The following is an 18,036-nucleotide window of genomic DNA, read 5'->3' as shown; positions in this document are numbered from 1 at the left end:
GCGCCGATGCCGTCGCCGATCCACGCGTACGTCCCCTTCGCGCAAGCCGTACGCCCGCTGCTGGAGAAGCAGTTCCCCGGGCGCGAGGTGGTCGTCTGGAGTCAGGCCCCCGAGTTCATCGCGGGCATCGGCGACGCCGAGTTCATCTTTACGCTGCATCCGCCGCGCGGTCATTGGGAGAAGGCGAAGAAGCTGCGCCTGATCCAGGCCTTCGGCGCGGGCGTCGACTACCTGATGCCGCCCGTCGGCCTGCGCAGCGAAGTCGTGATCGCGAACCAGCGCGGCATGTCGGCGGAGCCGATGGCGGAGTTCGCGCTCACGCTGATCCTCGCGCTGCTGAAACAACTCCCGTTCTTCGTGGCCTCGCAGCAGCAGCGCACGTGGGTGCGGCGCCTGCCCGAGACCGCGGCGGGCAAGACGCTCGGCATCCTCGGCCTCGGCGCGATCGGCTGCGCGCTCGCGGAGCGCGCGAACGCGCTCGGCATGCGCGTGATCGGCACGCAACGCGAGCCGAAGGCGCACCCCGCGGTGGCGCGCATCGAGCCGCCGAGCGGCACTTCGCGCGTGCTCGGCGAGGCCGACGTCGTGGTGATCCTGACGCCGCTGACCGACGCAACGCGAGGCTCGATCGACGCCGCGGCGTTCGCGCAGATGAGGCCCGGCGCCTACCTCGTGAACCTCGCGCGCGGCGGCATCGTGGACGAGGCCGCGCTGCGCGCCGCGCTCGAGAGCGGGCGGCTCGCGGGCGCGGTGTTCGACGTGTTCGCGGAGGAGCCGCTGCCACCGGGCGATCCGCTCTGGAGCGCGCCGAACTTGTGGATCACGCCGCACGTCGCGGGCGGCTTCCCCGACTTGCTCGAGACCTCGATCGCGCTGTTCGCAGACAACGTCGCGTGCCTCGAGCGCGGCGAGCCGGTCGCATCCGCGGTCGATCGCGCGCGCGGGTATTAGGGCCATGCGCGAGCACGACACCGCGCGGCTCGTCCCTCGCCGCGCTCCGAAGAGCGCACCTCGCCCCGCGATTCGCTTGCCGTGAGCTGGCTGCTCGGTCTCGACCTCGGCGGCGGCAGCGCGCGTGCGCTCGCGCTGAACGCCGAGACCGGCGAGCAGCGCGTCGTGGCGAAGCCGTGGCCCGCGCCGCTCGGTGCGGAGATCGAGCTCGAGGCCGCGTTCGCGGCGCTCGCCGCCGCGAGTGGCGAGGTCGTCGCCGCGTGCGGCAGCGGCGCGCGAGTCGTCGGCGTTGCGTGCACCGCGCTGCGCTTCGGCAGCGTGCTGCTCGCTGCGGATGGGCGTGCGCTGCTCGGCGCCAGCAATCGCGATGCGCGCGGGCTCGGCAAGGCGCTCGCGCTCGCTGCCGGGCACGGCGCGGCGCTGCAGGCGCGCACAGGGAGCTGGCCGATTCCGGTGCTGCCGCTCGTGCGCTTCGCCGCGCTGCGCGAGAGCGCGCCCGAGCTGTGGGCGCAGACCGCCCACGTGCTCGCGCTCTCCGACTGGCTCGCGTTCCGCCTGTGCGGCGAGCTCGCGAGCGATCTCTCGCAGGCGGGCGCGAGCGGCCTGCTCGAGCTCGCGAGCGGGAGCTGGGCGCTCGACCTCGCCGAGCAGGCGGGCGTGCGCGCCTCGCAGCTGCCGCAGCTCGTCGTTCCGGGCGCGCGGCTCGGCTTGTTGGGCACCGAGGCTGCGGCAGCGTTCGGGCTCGCGCCCGGCATCGCGGTCGCGGCGGGCGGCGCCGACACGCAGTGCGCGCTGCTCGGTCTCGGCGTGACCGAGCCTGGAGCGACCGGCGCGGTGTGCGGCACGACCTTGCCGCTGCAGCGCGTGATCGCGGCGGGAACGAGCGACTCGGAGGGCCGAGTCTGGCGAGCCCCGCACGTCGTCCCCGGCGTATGGGTGGCCGAGAGCAACGCGGGGCCTGCAGGCGAGGCGCTCGAGTGGCTCGGCCGCGCGCTCTTCCCGGAGTCGCGCAGCGGCGCCGCGCGTGCGCTCGCCGAGGCAGCGCTCGCGGAGGCCGGCGCCGCCGGCGTGTTCTCCACGTTCGGCGCGCAGCTTCCGGACGCACGTGCGCTCGCGCTGCCCCTCGGCGACCTCACGCTCACGCACTTGTTAGGGGCGCCGGAGCGCGGCCGCGCGCGGCTGCTGCGCGCAGTCGTCGAAGGCATCGCGTACGCCGTTCGCGCGAACCTCGAGGCGCTGGGCGCAGTCGCGCCCGCGCGAGGCGCGCTCGCGCTCGGCGGTGGAGTCGCGCGAAGTGCACTGTTCGCGCAGATCGTCTCGGACGTGAGCGGCGGCGCCGTGGAACGCGGCGCGCCGGAAGCGAGCGCGCTCGGCGCCGCGATCTGCGCGGGCGTCGCTGCGGGCGCTTTCGGAGGCGCGCGCGATGGGGCGCGCGCGGTCGCGCCGCACGACGCCTTCGTGCCCGATGCGCAGCGCGCGAGTGCGTACGCCGCGAGCTACGCGCGCTGGCGCGAGCTGCGTACGAAACGCGCGCCCGGCGACTCGGTCGCGCAGGGGCACGCGATTCAGGGGATGCTCGGCGCGCTCGCGCAGAGCGGCGCTGCCGCGAAGCCGGCGTGGCGCCCGCGCATCCTGATCACCGCCGAAGTCGATCCGAGCGCGCTCGAGGCGTTTCGCCGGCTCGGCGAGGTCGAGTACGCGAGCTACCGGGCGAAGGGGCGCTTGCTGCAAGGAGACGCACTCGTGGGGGCGCTGAGCGGCTTCGACGTGCTCGTGACCGAGATCGATCTCGTGAGCGCACACGTGCTGCTCGCGGCGCCGCAGTTGCGCGTCGTCGCGGCGTGTCGCGGCGACGCGGTGAACGTCGATGTCGTCGCCGCAAGCGCGCTCGGCGTGCCGGTGCTGCATGCGCCAGGGCGCAACGCCGACGCCGTGGCGGACCTCACGCTCGCCTTCCTGCTCGCGCTCGCACGCAAGCTTCCTACCGCGAACGAGTTCTTGCGGGACCCCGCGGTCGAAGCGGGCGATCTCGGCGCGATGGGCCGCGCGTACGGAACACTGCGCGGCCGCGAGCTGTGGGGGAAGACGATCGGCCTGGTCGGCCTCGGCGCCGTCGGTCGCAAGGTCGCCGAGCGCCTCGCGGGCTTTGGCGTGCGCGTACTCGCAGCGGACCCGGTCGCTACCGAGGAGGCGGCGGTGCGCGCGAACGTGGAGCTCGCGCCGCTCGCGCAGGTGCTCGCCGAGAGCGACTTCGTCTCCCTGCACGCGCCCGCGACCGACGCGACGCGGGGCCTGATCGGCGCGGAGCAGCTCGCACGGATGAAGCGCGGCGCGTGTCTCGTGAACACCGCACGCGCGGCGCTCGTGGACGAGGATGCACTCGCGCAGGCGCTCACGAGCGGCCAGCTCGCGGGCGCCGCGCTCGACGTGTTCAGCGTGGAGCCGCCCGGCGCCGATCACCCGCTGCTCGCGCTCGCGAACGTGATCGCGACGCCGCACGTCGGCGGGAACACGTTCGAGGTGGCGATCCATCAGGGCCAGATCGTGAGCGACGACCTCGCTCGGCTCGTGCGCGGTGAGCGCCCGCGGCACCTCGCGGACGCGAGCGTGTGGGAGCGCGTGACCCTCGCGGCGCCGCGCGCGGAGCCGAGCGCAGCTCTGCGCTCGGAGCTGCTCGCGCGACCGCAGCCCGCGGTGACGGATCTGCAGCGCGACAAGAAGCCACCCGCGAAGAAGCCGGCGCCGACGGCGCCGCCCGTAGCCCCCGACGGCGCGAGCGCAGAAGTCGTCGCGCGTTTGCGCGGTGCGCTGGATCGCTTCGCGGCGAGCGTGGCTGGCGATGCCGCGTTTCAGGCCGCGGCAGCGGGCAAGGACGTCGCGCTGCAGTTCTCGCTGCCCGACGCCGCGCTGCGCTTCTTCATCGCGCTGCGCGGCGGGCGCGCGAGCGCAGCGCTCGGTGACGCGGAGCCCGCGCCCGAAGTGAACCTGCGCATGCGCGCGGCGATCTTCGACGGAATGCTGACGGGCCGCGTGAACGCGATGCAGGAGGCGATGTCGGGCGGCATCGCGTTCGCCGGCGACGCCGGCAAGGCGATGACGCTGCAGCAAGTGCAGCCCGAGCTGCAGCGCCTCTGGGCGGCGGCCCGCGACTCGGCAGGCGACTTGTCAGCCCTCGCGTCGCTCGGAGAGAGCGCGGGCTCTCCTGCGATTGCAAAGCCCGAAGCGAGCGACGTGCGGGTGCAGATGGTCCACGTGATCGAGGAGCTCTGCCGCCAGGCCCTCATCACCGCGACCGGCGGCAACGTGAGTGCGCGGGCCGGCGCGGACGAGCTGTGGATCACGCCGAGCGCGCTGTTCAAGGGAGATCTGCGCGCCGAGGCGATGGTGCGCATCGGCGTCGACGGCCGCGTACGCGACGAGAACGCGGCGTCGCCGTCGAGCGAGCGGCTGATGCACTGCGCGGTCTACGCAGCGAAGCCGGAGGCGCAGGCGGTGATTCACGCGCACGCGCCGAACGCGACGATTCTCGCGAACACGGGCCTGCCGTTCCTGCCGATCTCGACAGAGGCCGCGTTCTTCGGCGAGCTGCCGCGCGTGCCCTTCATCATGCCCGGTACCGAAGCGCTCGCAGACGCGGTTCGTGAGGCGATGCGCGCGAGCTGGGCGGTGCTGCTCGTGAACCACGGCCTGCTCGTCGCCGGGCGCTCGCTGCGCCGCGCGGCGGACATGGCGGAGATCATCGAGCGCAGCGCGCAGGTGATCCTCGGTTGTTACGCCGTGGGCAAGCCGCCGCCGGTGCTGCCCGAGAGCGCGGTGGCGGAGCTGCGCAAGCTCGGAGATCTCGTCGCGTGAGCGCGCTCTACTCGCTCGCGGACCGCGTGTTGTTACGGCCGCTCGGGCCCGACCGCGGCCACCAACTCGCGCTGCTCGGGCTGCGCCTGGGCTTGTTCCCCGCGCCGCGCGTCGCGGACGCGTTTCAGTGGCGCGGCATCACCTTCCCGAATCGCGTGGGGGTCGCCGCCGGCTTCGACAAGAACGCGGTCGCCGTCGCCGGCCTCGCGCGCATCGGCGCGGGCTTCGCCGAGATCGGCACGATCCTCACGCAGCCTTGGGCCGGCAATCCGCTGCGCCCGCGCCTGGCGCGCCTCGAAGCGGAGCAGGGCGTGTGGAACCGGCTCGGCTTCCCGAGCGACGGCCTCGCGCGCGTCGCCGCGCGCCTCGCGCGCGCGAAGCACGGCGAGATGGTCGTCGCGTGCAACATCGCGCCGCATCCGCTCACCGTGCGCGGCGCGAGCGAGCCCGGCTTCGCGGCGAGAGCGCGCGCAGAGCTGAGCGAGCTCGTGACGGCGCTCGATCGCCACGCGCAGCTGTTCGTGATCAACCTCTCGTCGCCGAACACGAGCGGCCTACGCGGCGTGCTCTACGGCGACGGCTTCGCGCAAGAGCTCGTCGCGCCGACGCGCGCGCGCCTCGCTGCGCTCGCGCGCGAGCACGGGCGCGAGCCGACCCCGCTGCTCGTGAAGCTCCCGCCCGAGACGCCCGAGCGCGCCGCGTGGAGCCCCGACACGCTCGCCGCGCTCGTGAAGCCCCTCGCACGGCCCGACGTGTGCGACGGCTTCGTCGCGGTCAACACCAGCATCGGTCTCGCGCTCGCGAAGTCCCCGCACGCAAGGCCCGACGCGCCCGGCGGCGTGTCGGGCGCGCCGCTGCGCGACCACGCCCTCGCCGGGATGCGCGCACTCCGCGAGCTCGCGCATCCCGAGCAGCTGCGCATCGGCGTCGGCGGCGTGATGAGCGGCGCCGACGCGCTCGCGCTCAGCGCCGCGGGCGCGCAGCTCGTCGAGATCTACTCGGGGATGATCTACCGCGGCCCGGGCCTCGTCGGCGAGTGCGCTACCGCGCTACGCGACGCGAGGCCGCCTGGCTAGCGGGGGTCCAGCCGAATCGCGACCTGTCCGGTCGGCGCCGTGCCGGCGCCCCGTAACAACTCCTCGCTCCAGCCGTACTTCTCGAGCGAGAGCTGGTTGACGCGCGCGACCGTCTCCGCGTCGTCGATCACGACCGCCGTGTACGCGCGTTCCTCGCCGCCGCGCTCGAGCTCGATCTCCGGATGCGAGCGCACCCGCGGCAGCCAAGTCGCGTTGCTCGCTCCGGTGCGCAGCCAGGCCGAGCCGGCGTCATCCACCACCCACAGCCGCACCGTCTGCTCACCCCCGTCCCCATGGTGATGCAGCAACACCACCTCCACGCGCTCCGCCATCGCGAAGTAAAGCGCCCCCAGCGCCACCCCAACCCCGCCCACGATCCCCAGCACCCACTTCACGATCGCCATCCGAAAGCTCCCGACGCGCGCAACCGATCTCTACCTAACAAACCAAGACAATGCCCGACCAAGCTCGATGCATTGCCGCGCCGCGAGACAGCCGGAACGACCTCGATGACGAGGACCACACCAAGGTGAGTCGGCCGAGGCCGCAAGCGAAGCGCGCAGCAGCGGGCGAGTCTTCGAGCCCGCTGCGAAGTAAACAAGGAAAACGTGCCCCTCGAAGGCCGTAGGCACACCTCCCCACCTACAAGGTCAGCACCATCACAGCCTTCGCGGTATGCATCCGATTCTCCGCCTGATCGAACACGCGGCTGCGCGGGTGCTCGAACACGTCGTCGTCGACCTCGCGCAGCTCGGGGTGCGCGCGGCCGAACTCGGTGGAGTCGTCGTGCAGCGCGGGCAGGCAGTGCAGGTAGATCGTGTCGGCGCGGCCGGTGAGCGACATCAGCTTGCGCGTCACGCGGAACTCGCGCAGCAGCGCGGCGCGCTCGGCGACGAGATGTTCCTCGCCCATCGAGACCCACACGTCGTTGTAGACGGCGTCGCACTCGCTCAGCGCTTCGTGCGGATCCTCCGTGATCGTGATCTCCGCGCCCACCGATGCCTCCGCGAACAGCTGCTTCACGAGCTCGGGGTTCGGGTGGAGCGCGCGCGGCGCGAGCACGCGCAGATCGACGCCCATCTTCGCGGCGCCGACCATCAGCGAAGTCACGACGTTGTTACGGCCATCGCCCACGTAGCAGAGCTTCGTGCCGCGGATGTGCCCCACGTTCTCGCGCAACGTGAGCAGGTCCGCGAGCACCTGCGTCGGGTGGTACGTGTCGCACAGCGCGTTCCACACCGGGATGCCTGCGTGAAGCGAGAGCTCCCGCACGAGCGCGTGCTGGAAGCCGCGGAAAACGATGCCGTCGAACAGGCGGCCGAGGACGCGCGCGATGTCCTTCACCGACTCCTTCTCGCCGAAGCGGATGTCGGCGGGCGGCAGCACCTCGAGGTTCGCGCCCTCATCGGCCGCGGCGACGGCGAACGAGGCGCGCGTGCGCGCCGAGGGCTTCAGGAAGATCAGCGCGACGTTCTTGTTCGCGAGGCGCTTCGGGAAGATGCCCGCGCGGCGCGCGGCCTTCAGATCGGCGGCGGTGTCGACCATCAGCGCGATCTCGTCGGCGCTGAAGTCGCGCAGCGTGAGGAGGCTCCTGCCTTTGAGCGAGATGGGCATGCCGGCTCCTTCGCGAAGCCGGCGATCCTAAGCGTTTGTCGCGCGGCTTCCAGGCGCGCGGGCCTGGCCTACGTTGCGCGGCTCGTCCGGGAGCCGAGCGCAGCGTGCGCGTGATCTATCTCGAGCCCGATCAGTTCGACGCGCCGCCTCCGCCGTTTCGCGCGGGCGCCGGCGGGCGCGTGTGGATGAGCGAGCGCGGCGAGCTCGAGACCGACGAGCGCGTGCGCATCTCCGCGAACACGGTCGCCGCGCTCGAGGGCCACGGCGTCCTGGTCGAGCTGAACCGGCTGCCCCTCGAGATGGGCAAGCTCGGCGACGGTCGCGACGTCTTCGTGCCGCAGGCCGCGCTCGACGACGTCGCGGACATCCTCACCGAGGCGGACCGCAAGACCTACGGCGCCCGCTACGAGTTCGCGGTCGCGCGCGACGCGCACGCCGAGTACCGCGTGCGCATCGACAACCGCGAGTACCAGCGCGCCCTCGCGCGCCTGCGCGATCTCGTGGTGCAGGCGGGCAGGCACGGCTTCGCGGTGTGGCTGCGGATTTGAGTCGCGCCCTCTGATACACCGCGCCGGTTCCCAGGGAGGCCGCATGCCGTCACCGCTCGTCACCGATTCCTCTGCGGGCGTTCGCCTGATCACGCTGAATCGCGCGGAGAAGAAGAACGCCTTCGACGACGCGCAGTGGGACGGGTTTGCGGATGCGCTGCGCGCGGCGAACGCGGACGAGGACGTCGCGGTCGCAGTCGTTACGGGCGCGGGCGGGGACTTCTCGGCGGGCGTGGACCTGAGCTCGTTCGCGGGCGGTGCGAAGCCGCGCACGGGGCCGTTCGCGAGCGGGTACGACAACACGATGGATGCGCTGGTCGCGTTCGAGAAGCCGCTGCTCGCGGCGGCGCGCGGCGTCTGCGTGGGGTTCGGCGCGACGTTCCTCTTCCACTGCGACTGCGTGTACCTCGGCGAGAGCGCGCGGCTGCGGCTTCCGTTCGTGCGGCTCGGCCTCGTGCCGGAAGGCGCGAGCTCGTACCTGTTGCAGGCGCTGATCGGCCCGCGCCGCGCGGGGGAGCTGATGTACACGGCGGAGTGGATTCCCGCGGCGCGCGCGCTGGAGGTGGGCATCGCGACTTCGCTGCACGCGGACGACGCGGTGCTCGGCGTTGCGCTCGCGAAGGCGCGCGAGATGGCGCAGTTCCCGGTGTCGGCGCTGCGCGAGTCGAAGCGCACGCTGAAGGCCGCGCTCGCGCCGGGCATCGCGGTCGCGCTCGAAGCGGAGCGCGCGGGCATGAAGGCGCAGGCGGGCTCGGCGGAGAACGTCGAGGCCGTGCGCGCATTCATGGAGAAGCGCGAGCCCGACTACCGGGCGGCGCGCGCGCGGGCGCGTGCGGGGAAGCCCTCGTGAGCAAGCCGGTCGCGTTCGTCACGGGCGCATCGCGCGGAATCGGGAAAGCCACGGCGCTCGCGCTCGCGGACAAGGGCTTCGACGTCGTGATCTCTGCGCGCACCGTCACGGGCGCGGAGCAGCACGACTACTCGCCGCTCGCCGGGAAGCCGCTGGTGCGCGCGATGCCGGGCAGTCTCGACGAGACGGCGGAGCTGCTGCGCGCGCGCGGCGCGCGGGCGCACGCGGTGCCGATGGACCTGCTCGATCGCGAGAGCACGCGCGCTGCGGCGCGCGCCGCGCTCGCGGCGTTCGGGCGCATCGACGTGCTGGTGAACAACGCGATCTATCAGGGCCCCGGCGTCATGGACCCCGTGCTCTCCCTCGATCTCGAGCACGTCTCGCGCGTGTTCCTCGGCAACGTCACGCATCAGCTGCTCGTGGTGCAGGAGCTGCTGCCGCAGATGCTCGCGCGCAAGAGCGGGGCGATCGTGAATCTCGTGAGCGCTGCGGGCATGAGCGATCCGCCCCCGGGCTCGGGCGCGTGGGGCTTCGCGTACGGCGCGTCGAAAGCCGCGTTCATCCGACTGGCGGGCGCGCTCGCGTCGGAGCACGCGCGCTCGGGCTTGTCGTTCTTCAACCTCGAGCCTGGCCTCGTGCTCACCGAATCGATGCGCGAGCAAGGGCTCACGGAGGACTTGTTACGGGCCGTTCCGGGTGGCGGTGCCCCTCCGCTCGTTCCCGCCGCGGTGATCGCGTGGCTCGTGACCAGCCCGGATGCCGCGAAGTGGCACGGCAAGACGATTCACGCGCAGCCCGCGGCGAAGGATCTGCGCCTCGTGCCGGGCTGGCCAGCGGCGTGAAACCGCACGCGCGGGCGCTGCTCGCGCTCGCGAGCGCCGTGCTGACCGTGCTCGCGTTCCCTCCGTTCGGTGCGTGGCCGCTCGCGCTCGCGATGCTCGCGCCGCTCGCCGCGGCGCTCTGGAGCGCGCGCCCGCTCGGCGCCTTCACGCTCACGTACGCGTACTCGCTCGCGATGGCGCTCGCGATCGTGCGCTGGCTCGTGCACGCGCTGGCGGTCGAGTACGCGACGCCGCCCGCGACCGCGTGGCTCGTCACGGCCGGCCTCGTCGCTGCCTACGCGCTCGTGCCCGCCTTCGCGATGGCCGCGTTCGCCGCGCTGCGGCCGCGCCTCGCGCCCGCTCTGGCGCCGCTCGCGTTCGCGGCGCTGTACGCGTTCTCGGAGTGGTTCCGTGCGGCGCCGCTCGGCCTGCCGTGGCTGCTCGCGTCGCATGCACTCGCGCCTGCGCCTGGGCTGCTGCAGAGCGCGGAGTGGATCGGAGCGGGCGGGGCGAGCTTCGTCGCGATCGCGATCTCCGCCGGGATCGGTTTCGCGTGGGCGCAGCGCAGCGCGCGTCCCCTGTGGGCACCCCTCTTGTTAGGCCTCGCCGCGGCGTGCGCCGTTGGGATCGGCGCCGCGCGCCTCCGCGAGGGCGAGCCGCTGCGGGTCGGCGTCGTGCAGGCGTCGACGCCGCAGCGCGAGCGCTGGCAAGCGGGCGCGGCGCTCGTCCATGCGGAGGACTACGCAGCGCTCACGCGCGAGCTGCTCGCGAGCGCGGGCCCACTCGACGTGGCGGTGTGGCCCGAGACCGCGATCGACGCGGTGCTCGAGCGCGACGCGCGCCTGCTCGCGGCCGTGCGCCGTCAGGTCGAAGCGAGCGGTGTGCCGGTGATTACGGGCGCGCAGCGTCTCGCGCGCGGCGGAGTCACGAACTCGGCGCTGCTGGTGGTGCCGCGCGCGGGCGTGATCGAGAGCTACGCGAAGCAGCGGCTCGTGCCGTTCGCCGAGGCCGAGCCCGCGTGGGGCGCGCCGCTGCGAGCGCTCTTCGCGAGCGTCGCGAACGCGACGCCGTATCAGGCGGGCCGCGAAGCGACGGTGTTTCGGCGCCTCGGCGTTCCGTTCGCTGCGCCGATCTGCTTCGAGGTCACGGATGCAGGCCTCATGCGCGGCTTCTCCGCGAGCGGCGCGCAGTTCTTCTTCAATCTCTCCAACGACGCGTGGTTCGGCCGCAGCGGCTACGCGGAGATGCACCTCGCGCACGCCGTCGTGCGCGCGATCGAGCTGCGCACGCCGATCGCTCGCGCGGCGAACACGGGGATCTCCGCGCTGATCGACGCGCGTGGCCGCGTGGTGGCGTCGCTCGCGCTGGAAGAACGCGGCGCGATTCACGCGGAGCTGCACGCGAACGCCGAGCCGAGCACCTATGCGCGCTTTGGCGATGCGCCCGCGCTCGCGCTGATGGCCGCAGGGCTCGCCGCCGCGTTCGTGCGGCGGCGGCCCTGACGGTTACTGCGAGTCGCGACAGCCGTTCGCGGCGCCCGCGCAGATCGGGAGCTCGTTCGAGAACAAGCCCGAGGGGTTTTGCAGCTGCAGGAGGTGCAGTCCCGCGCCGGGGCTGGAATTCAGGTCGATCGAGACGTTGCCGGGATTACAGAACCCGCCGGTCGAGCCCGCGCCGCAGGTCACGAAGCCGGGGGCGGAGGCGCCGTTCACGAAGATCGTCGCGAACTGCGAGACGTTGGCGCCGGTCACGTTGAACGCCGCCGGGTTTCCCGACGTCGCGAGGGTCGGCAGCGGCGGATCGCCGATCGGAGTCGCAGACGAGCTCGCGCCGACCGTCGAGATCAGCGGCTGCGGCGTCGTGCCGGTGTCGCGGCGGAGGTGCGCGGTGAGCGTCGCGAACGTGACGCCTGCGGCGGCCTCGCTGCGCAGCTGGGCGGGCGTCAGCGAAAACGTGTCGCCCGCGTAGACGATGCCGTTGTAGCTGAGGAAGAGCGTCGCGTTGTTACGGCGCCCGACCAGCCGCAGGTTGACGGCGCCGCGCGCGTCGGCGGCTTCGAGCGCCGTCATCAACGCGAGCGTCTCGGGTGCGTTCGCCGTGGCGGTGTTCAGCGTGAGCTGGCGGCCGGTCGCGCCCGAGGTGCCGGTGCTCGCCTCTTCGAGCATCTGGAAGATGTCGACCGGTCGCACGCCGTAGACCGTCTCGAACACGAGGAACGCGGAGCCGAACGTGACCTGCTCCTTGAAGCCTTGGTTGGGATCCCACGCGAACCCGGGCTCGTTGTTCGCCGTGGCGAACGCGAGGATCTCTTACGCGTTGGTGACGCCGAGCGAGAACTGCAGCGTGCGATCCGTCATTCCGCGCATCGTCGGCGCATCGAAGCCGTCGAGCGTTGCGGAGTTCGTCGCCGTGCCGAGCGGCAGCGCGTGGCAGCCGCCGTCGTTATCGCCGCACGAGCGCGGCTGGCCCGCGCCGTCTTGGTTCGCGAAGAACTCGGCGAAGCCCTTCACCGCGGAGGTGGCGACACCGCCCTGTGTCGCGGGTACCGGGTCCGCGAGGCGCGACGGATCGTCGTCGACGCGGCGCATGCGCGCCGGCGGGTATGCGACCGCCGCGATGAAGCGCGCGAGGTCGTCGCGCTCCTGCGCGCTGAGCTCGTTGCCGCCCGGCGGGCACGCGTTCGCCTGATCGCACATCACGCCGGAGAGGCTGCCGTTCACGAGGTCGAGGAAGCAGTCGTGCTCGCCGTCCGCATCGCCGAGCGCGCAGTCCGTGCCGCCGGCGCCGTTCAGGCCGACCGAACCGTTGCCGCCGCCGAACGGGTCGCCGAGCGTGCCGTCCCAGTGCAGCGGCACGGTGTTCGCGAGGCCGCGGATCGGCATCGTCGTGCGCGGCTCGTCGCCGGGGGCGCAGCCGATCGCGCTGCAGTCGCCGCCGATGCGCCAGAGCAGCTGATCGACGTTCGCGTCGGGGTGGCAGCTTCCGCACGAGAAGTTGCCGGTCGTCGAGGCGAAGGCGTTGTTGAAGGCGATCGCGCCGCGCCGCACCGCCGCCGGCGTCGGGTCGCGGCCCACCGTCACGCTCGCGACGTGGGTGAGCGCGCCGTTCGCGCCGAGCGCCACCTGCCAGACCGAGTTGTCGAGCGAGTTCAGCACGTAGGCTGTTCCGGTGGCGCCGCTCGGCGAGTAGAGCGCGACGCCGCGCGGGATCGCGCCGACGTCGAGCGTGTCGAGCGCGGCGCCGGTGAGGTTCGTGCTGAAGCTCGCGATGCGGCTCGCGCCCGCGGCGGTCATCAGCAGCGTCGAGCCGTCGGCCGAGAGCGCGATGCCGTAGGGCGTTGCAAGCGAGTTCGCGTGCGTCGTCCCGCTCGCTTCGAGGTTCCGCGTCGTCACGCTGCCGCAGCCGCCGCTGGTGCAGGTCACCGCCGCGAGCTCGTTGTCGAACATGCGGTTCTGCAGCGTGATGAGCACTTCGCCGTGATTGCCGTTGACCGCATTGCGCGCGTCGGTCTGCGTCAGGAACGCGCGTCCGTTCGCGTCGACCGCGAGGCCGTAGAGCAGGGTGCCGATGCCGGACACCGTGGCGATCTCCTGGTCGGTCGCGGTGTCGTACACGAACAGGTCGCGATCGGGGACCTGCGGGTCGATCACGATGTTCTTCGTCGCGCCGGGGATGTTCGGCTGCGTCACGAAGGTCTGAAGCTGCTGCAAGCCGAGCGTGCACTGCCCACCGACGATGGGGCTGCCGAACGGCGTCGCGCAGGCGGAGACCTCACTCTGGTTGTTGGCCTCGAACGCGGCGACGTAGAGCAGGCCGTTTCGCACCGCGATCGCGCGCGGATCGGAGCCGCGCACCGCGATGAAGCCGGTGACCTGATAACTCGTCGTGTCGATCACGGCGATCTGATCGCGCGAAGAGAGTGCGACGTAGGCTTTGCCGTTGCCGGCGAACGCGATGCCCGCCGGTTCGTCGAACTGCGTCGCGAGTGCGCCGTCGAGCACCTGAATCGTCTCGACGACCTCGCGGAAGCTCGCGCTGCCGGCCGCCACGTCGATCACGCTGATCGAGTCGCTCACGTGATTCGCGACCCACACCTCGCTGCCGTCCGGCTTGACCGCGACGGCGACCGGCTCGAGGCCCACGTCGACCTGGCGCACCTGCCGCAGCGGCGACGCGGTGAGCACGCTGAGCGTATTGCTCGAGGTGTTGGCGACGTAGATCTCGTGGCCGCTCGGCGAGACCGCGATGGGGTTCACCTGCGGGCTCGCGAAGGTCTGGAAGCCGGGCGGCTCGTGCACCGAGGCTCCGCCCGCGAGCGCGAGCGTCGGCGCGAGAACGGAAAACGAGACCGCGAGCAGACGCAGCAGCGGCATGGGCACCTCGTCGAGTCGGACGGTCCGTCCGGCGCGCCATCTTACGAAGAATCAACGCGCATGCGCGGCCCAAGTTGCTCGCAACCGCGCTTATCATGCGCGACTTCGAGTCAACCCACGTGAGAAGGAGGATCCTCGTGATCGTGATTCATGCGGCGCTGCTGATCGATGCGGCGAACGTGGCCGCGGCGGACGCGGCGATGCGGGAGATGATGGTGGAGTCGCGCAAGGAGAAAGGTTGTCACGCCTACACGTTTGCGCGGGATCTCTCGGAGCCGGGGCGGTACTGGATTCTCGAGGAGTGGGAGAGTGACGCGATCCTGGCGTCGCACTTCGCGACGCCGCACATGGCGAAGTTCCAGGCGGCGATGGGTGGGTTCGGGGTGAAGGAGATGAAGGCCGACAAGTTCGTGGTGTCGTCGAAGGGGCCCCTTCGGTAGTGGGAGCGCGCGCCGTCGAAGACTCGGCGCGCGCTCGAGCCTGGGCGTGGTCCGCTTGTTCGGGGCAGCGCAGCCGGCGCGGGCCTCCGCGGGGGCTCGGCTGCGCTCGGCCGCGCGGGCGCGTCAGGCGGAGTCGTGCGCTCATCGTGCTGTTTGGCGCGATGCATCCCAGTGTGAGCGCGCCTCGCGCCTGGGCACTCGCTCCGCGACCCCCGCTGCGGCCCGCGCCGGCTGCTCTTGCCTTGCGTGGATCGCGTGACAGGGAGTAGACGCGGGCGCGGATCGGCGCGCCGTTGAGGCGCGCCTCCCGCGCGCTGCGCGTGGTCAGGGGGCGCGGGGGCTTGCGGGTGGTGGAGTTGTTAGTGGCGGGGCGCGCGTCGAAGACTCGCGCGCGCGTTAGGGGCGGCGTTGGGCTTCGGCGAGCTTGTCGAGGCGGAGGTGTTTGGTCAGGTCGCCGATCAGGTCCATGAAGATGTGGCGGGTGGCGAAGCGCCAGGTGTTGGCGTGCTTTTCGAAGGTGTCGTGGTAGCGGCCGGCGACGATGAGTTGGAGCGGTTGACCTGGAGCGCATTGGAGGACCGTGAAGCGGGAGCGGGCGGAGGCTTTGGTGCTCGTGGGGTCGAGCTCGATGAGCACGTTGGTCGTGTCGTGCTGCGTCTTCGGCGTGCCGTCTTCGTAGAGGATCACGAGCGTTTGGTTCAGATGCGCGACGGCTCGCCAGTCGGTGATCGGCGGCTGGTCGCCGGCGCGGTAAGCGGCGTGCTCGAAGAGGCGCGCCATGCCTTCGATGTCGCCGCGGTCGATGCGTTCGGCGTAGGTGAAGAGCAAGTTGCGGATGGCTTGTTCGTCGCTCGTCATGCGCTCCTCGTTCAGCCTGCGGGCTGCGCGCCGTCGATCGAGATCTGTGCGCCCGTCAGTGCGCGGCGAGGTCAGTCGGCGAAATGCGGCATCACCTCTTTCGTCAGCAGGCGCAGGGACTCGTCCAAGTGCGCGGACTCGTTGCTGTAGTCGTAGACCATCATCAGCAGCGTCCCGAAGCCGCCGGTCGCTTGCTGGAGGCGCTGGATCTTGCGCACCACGGTGTCGGGCGAGCCGACCAGCCAGGCGTTCTCGATGAAGTAGTCCACGCTGAGCGCGCTCTCGGGGTCGCCGGGCCTAACGAGGTTCGGGCCCATGCCGCTGCCGGTGAAGAACGGCAGCAGGTAGTCGCGCCAGACGCGGCCGAGCATGCCTTCGCGCACGCGCCGCTTCGCCTCGGCGTCGGTGGGCGCGATGTAGATGTCGCGCACGATGCGCCAGTCTTTGCGGCTCGGCGTGCGCCCGCTGCGGCGCGCGCCTTCTTCCACCGACTTCCAGTGCGACGCCGTGTGGTCGTCGTTCAGCGAGAGCGAGAGCGGCATGAAGGCGCGCTCGCCCGCGATCTTCAGGGTCTCGGAGCCCGCGGAGAGGCCGGCAATCCCGATCGGGGGATGCGGATTCTGATACGGGCGCAGATGCAGCTTCAGGAAGTCGAAGCTCGAGGCGGGCTTGCCCACGTTCCAGTACTTGCCGCGGAAGTCGAAGGCTTCGCCGCGCCAGAGCCGCAGCATGATGTCGAGCGACTCGATCGTCATGCGCCGGTTCTCGCCGCTCGCGGGATCGATCGCGTAGAGGTTGAGATCGCTCGGCAGGCCGCTGATGCCGATGCCGAGCATGTACCGGCCGCGCGCCATGTGATCGAGCTGCGCGACGCGGTGCGCAAGCTCGACGGGGTGGTGGTACGGGAGGAGGTGCGCGCCGGGGCAGAGCTTGATCTGCGACGTGCGCGGGATCGCCTGCGCGATGAGCAAGTCGGGCGCCGGCACAGGCTCCCACGGCGCGCTGAAGTGCTCGCCGATCCACACCTCGTCGAAGCCGAGCCGGTCGAGCTGCTCGATCTGCGCGAGATCCCACTCGATCGCGGGGCCGATCGCACGTTCGGGCGGATGCGAGGGCATCAGGAAGCCACCGAGCTTCATCGCGAGTCCTCCAGCGCTTCGGCCCACAGCCGGCGCTTCTCTTCGTTCGGAGCGAACGCGGTACGGCACGGGTCGCCGAGCTCGAGCGTCGCGCGTTTCGCCTCGTCGTAGCGCGGCCAAGCGCAGCCGAGGCTCGCGTGCTCGGGATTCCCGGTGCGCGCGAAGGCGGCCCACGCGTCCATCGTGGCGTGCGCGACGCGAGCAGCGCGCGCGTCGTCGCCGGCGAACGCGCGCAGCTCCGGCGTGCTCGCGTGCGTGCCGAGTGCGAATGGCACGTCGAGCGCGTGGCACGCGCCCAGCGCGCCGCCGCGCAGCGGAGACGCCCAGGTGAAGCGGTACATCCAGGTGTCCGCCGCGCGCGCGTGCGCGGCGGCGAGCTGCGCGCTCGGCGCGAACAAGCTCGCGTCGGTCTCGAGCGCGAAGAAGCGATCGAGCGGGGTCGCGCCCGGGTACGCGGCCACGATGCGCGCCGCCGCCTCGCGGACATTCTGGCCGGGCCGAAATGTCGCACTCGCGAGCTTCGCGGCGACGAAGGGCTCGAGCGCCGCCTCCGGCATCGCGCCAAAGCCGGGCACGAGCTGGAACAGGCGCATCTCGTTCGCGGTGGTGCCGATGATCAGTGCGACGTCTCGCGCGCTGCCTGCCGCGATCGCGCGCATCGGCCACTCGGGCAGCGAGCCGCCGTCGACGACCGGCGCGAAGAACATGCCGATGCGCCGTGGCCCCGGCTCGGCGAGGCCTTGCCCGGCGACGATTCGCTCCGCAGGCAGCGAGCGCCACCACGCGAGGTCGGCCGCATCGCCGCCGAGCTTCTCCGCGAGCAGCTTCGCGCGCGCTGAGGCTTCGTCCGCGCTGAGCTGGCCACCGGGCGCTGCGCTCTGCACGATCGCGCGCTGGAAGAGCCCGCGCGCGGCGGGCATCCCGAGCAGCGCGATGATGCTTCCGGCGCCTGCGCTCTCGCCGAACAGCGTGACGCGCTGCGGGTCGCCGCCGAACGCCTCGATCTCGCGCTGCACGAAGCGCAATGCCGCGAGCTGATCCTGCAGGCCGAGGTTGCTGCGCGCGGCGAGGTGGAGGAAGCCGAGCGCGCCGACGCGGTAGTTGAGCGTCACCACGATCACGTCGCCGCGCACTGCGAGCGCCGCGCCCTGATAAGCGGGCCCCGCCGCAGTTCCACTCGCGAACGCGCCGCCGTGCAGCCACACCATCACCGCGCGCGGCTCGCGCGCCGGCGCCGCCGGGCGCCACACGTTGAGCGTGAGCGAATCCTCGCTCTGGGGATGTTCGGCGAGCAGGCCGAGCTCGAACGAGAGCCCGTCGCGCGCTTGCATCGGCGCAGGGCCGTGCGCCGCGCACTCGCGCACGCCGCGCCACGGCGCCGCGGGCTGCGGCGACTCGAAACGCAGCGCGCCGATCGGCGGCGCCGCGTACGGGATGCCGAGGAAGGCGTGCGTGCCGCCTTGCCCCACGCCGCGCACCTGTCCCAACGTGGTCTGCACTTCGGGTGCGCTCAT

15 protein-coding genes are annotated in these 18,036 nt (G+C 72.1%); 8 read left to right on the top strand and 7 right to left on the bottom strand.

Annotation, left to right across the window (positions count from 1 at the left end; translation table 11 throughout):
- Nucleotides 1-6 precede the first annotated feature (6 nt).
- The 3 genes from FJ091_05320 (at nucleotide 7) to FJ091_05310 (ending at nucleotide 5,879) form a co-directional block, all read left to right on the top strand.
- The gene (locus FJ091_05320; GenBank protein ID MBM4382772.1) at nucleotides 7-951 is read left to right on the top strand and encodes a D-2-hydroxyacid dehydrogenase; all 945 of its coding nucleotides are present in this window, start codon (nucleotides 7-9) and stop codon (nucleotides 949-951) included.
- Nucleotides 952-1,032: 81 nt separating this feature from the next.
- Nucleotides 1,033-4,803, top strand: coding sequence for a class II aldolase/adducin family protein (locus FJ091_05315; protein ID MBM4382771.1), 3,771 nt, complete (start codon nucleotides 1,033-1,035; stop codon nucleotides 4,801-4,803).
- A complete protein-coding gene (locus FJ091_05310) occupies nucleotides 4,800-5,879 on the top strand; it encodes a dihydroorotate dehydrogenase 2 (protein ID MBM4382770.1) in 1,080 nt (359 codons plus the stop codon). Before FJ091_05315 ends, FJ091_05310 begins: the two co-directional genes overlap by 4 nt.
- Here the strand turns inward: FJ091_05310 and FJ091_05305 are convergent.
- Together FJ091_05305 and argF are read right to left on the bottom strand one after the other, a co-directional pair.
- A complete protein-coding gene (locus tag FJ091_05305; protein ID MBM4382769.1) occupies nucleotides 5,876-6,283 on the bottom strand; it encodes a hypothetical protein in 408 nt (135 codons plus the stop codon). The two genes, FJ091_05310 and FJ091_05305, sit on opposite strands and share 4 nt — an antisense overlap.
- 238 nt (nucleotides 6,284-6,521) lie before the next feature.
- Complete coding sequence (argF, locus tag FJ091_05300) at nucleotides 6,522-7,493, bottom strand: ornithine carbamoyltransferase (GenBank protein MBM4382768.1); 972 nt, start codon at nucleotides 7,491-7,493, stop codon at nucleotides 6,522-6,524.
- A 104-nt stretch (nucleotides 7,494-7,597) separates the two neighbouring features.
- Here argF and FJ091_05295 point away from each other — a divergent pair, with 104 nt between their 5' ends.
- The 4 genes from FJ091_05295 to lnt are packed head-to-tail and all read left to right on the top strand — an operon-like array spanning nucleotide 7,598 to nucleotide 11,214.
- Complete coding sequence (locus tag FJ091_05295) at nucleotides 7,598-8,041, top strand: hypothetical protein (protein MBM4382767.1); 444 nt, start codon at nucleotides 7,598-7,600, stop codon at nucleotides 8,039-8,041.
- A 43-nt stretch (nucleotides 8,042-8,084) separates the two neighbouring features.
- On the top strand, nucleotides 8,085-8,891 hold the full coding sequence (locus FJ091_05290) for an enoyl-CoA hydratase/isomerase family protein (GenBank protein MBM4382766.1): 807 nt from the start codon (nucleotides 8,085-8,087) through the stop codon (nucleotides 8,889-8,891).
- Nucleotides 8,888-9,733 (top strand): SDR family oxidoreductase, encoded by an 846-nt coding sequence (locus FJ091_05285; protein ID MBM4382765.1) that lies wholly within the window; start codon nucleotides 8,888-8,890, stop codon nucleotides 9,731-9,733. The genes FJ091_05290 and FJ091_05285 overlap by 4 nt, the downstream gene beginning before the upstream one ends.
- On the top strand, nucleotides 9,730-11,214 hold the full coding sequence (lnt, locus tag FJ091_05280; GenBank protein MBM4382764.1) for an apolipoprotein N-acyltransferase: 1,485 nt from the start codon (nucleotides 9,730-9,732) through the stop codon (nucleotides 11,212-11,214). The genes FJ091_05285 and lnt overlap by 4 nt, the downstream gene beginning before the upstream one ends.
- 3 nt (nucleotides 11,215-11,217) lie before the next feature.
- Here lnt and FJ091_05275 read toward each other — a convergent pair whose 3' ends face one another.
- On the bottom strand, nucleotides 11,218-11,922 hold the full coding sequence (locus tag FJ091_05275) for a hypothetical protein (protein ID MBM4382763.1): 705 nt from the start codon (nucleotides 11,920-11,922) through the stop codon (nucleotides 11,218-11,220).
- Between the two features lie 99 nt (nucleotides 11,923-12,021).
- Entirely contained in the window at nucleotides 12,022-14,085 is a 2,064-nt protein-coding gene (locus FJ091_05270; protein ID MBM4382762.1) for a beta-propeller fold lactonase family protein, read from the bottom strand.
- 137 nt (nucleotides 14,086-14,222) lie between these two features.
- Here FJ091_05270 and FJ091_05265 point away from each other — a divergent pair, with 137 nt between their 5' ends.
- Nucleotides 14,223-14,525 (top strand): antibiotic biosynthesis monooxygenase, encoded by a 303-nt coding sequence (locus tag FJ091_05265; GenBank protein MBM4382761.1) that lies wholly within the window; start codon nucleotides 14,223-14,225, stop codon nucleotides 14,523-14,525.
- A gap of 396 nt (nucleotides 14,526-14,921) precedes the next feature.
- On the opposite strand, the gene FJ091_05260 is transcribed toward FJ091_05265, so the two are convergent.
- The 3 genes from FJ091_05260 to FJ091_05250 all read right to left on the bottom strand — a co-directional run bounded on the left by FJ091_05260 (nucleotide 14,922) and on the right by FJ091_05250 (nucleotide 18,036).
- Complete coding sequence (locus tag FJ091_05260; GenBank protein ID MBM4382760.1) at nucleotides 14,922-15,383, bottom strand: nuclear transport factor 2 family protein; 462 nt, start codon at nucleotides 15,381-15,383, stop codon at nucleotides 14,922-14,924.
- A gap of 71 nt (nucleotides 15,384-15,454) precedes the next feature.
- Nucleotides 15,455-16,522, bottom strand: coding sequence for an LLM class flavin-dependent oxidoreductase (locus FJ091_05255; protein ID MBM4382759.1), 1,068 nt, complete (start codon nucleotides 16,520-16,522; stop codon nucleotides 15,455-15,457).
- Nucleotides 16,519-18,036: a carboxylesterase/lipase family protein gene (locus tag FJ091_05250; GenBank protein MBM4382758.1), complete on the bottom strand. Its 1,518-nt coding sequence runs from the start codon at nucleotides 18,034-18,036 to the stop codon at nucleotides 16,519-16,521. The genes FJ091_05255 and FJ091_05250 overlap by 4 nt, the downstream gene beginning before the upstream one ends.

This window comes from Deltaproteobacteria bacterium (assembly GCA_016875395.1).
Classification (GTDB): Bacteria; Myxococcota_A; UBA9160; order UBA9160; family UBA6930; genus VGRF01.
Note: the sequence above shows the minus strand (reverse complement) of the source record. Positions and strands in the feature narration are given on the sequence as shown.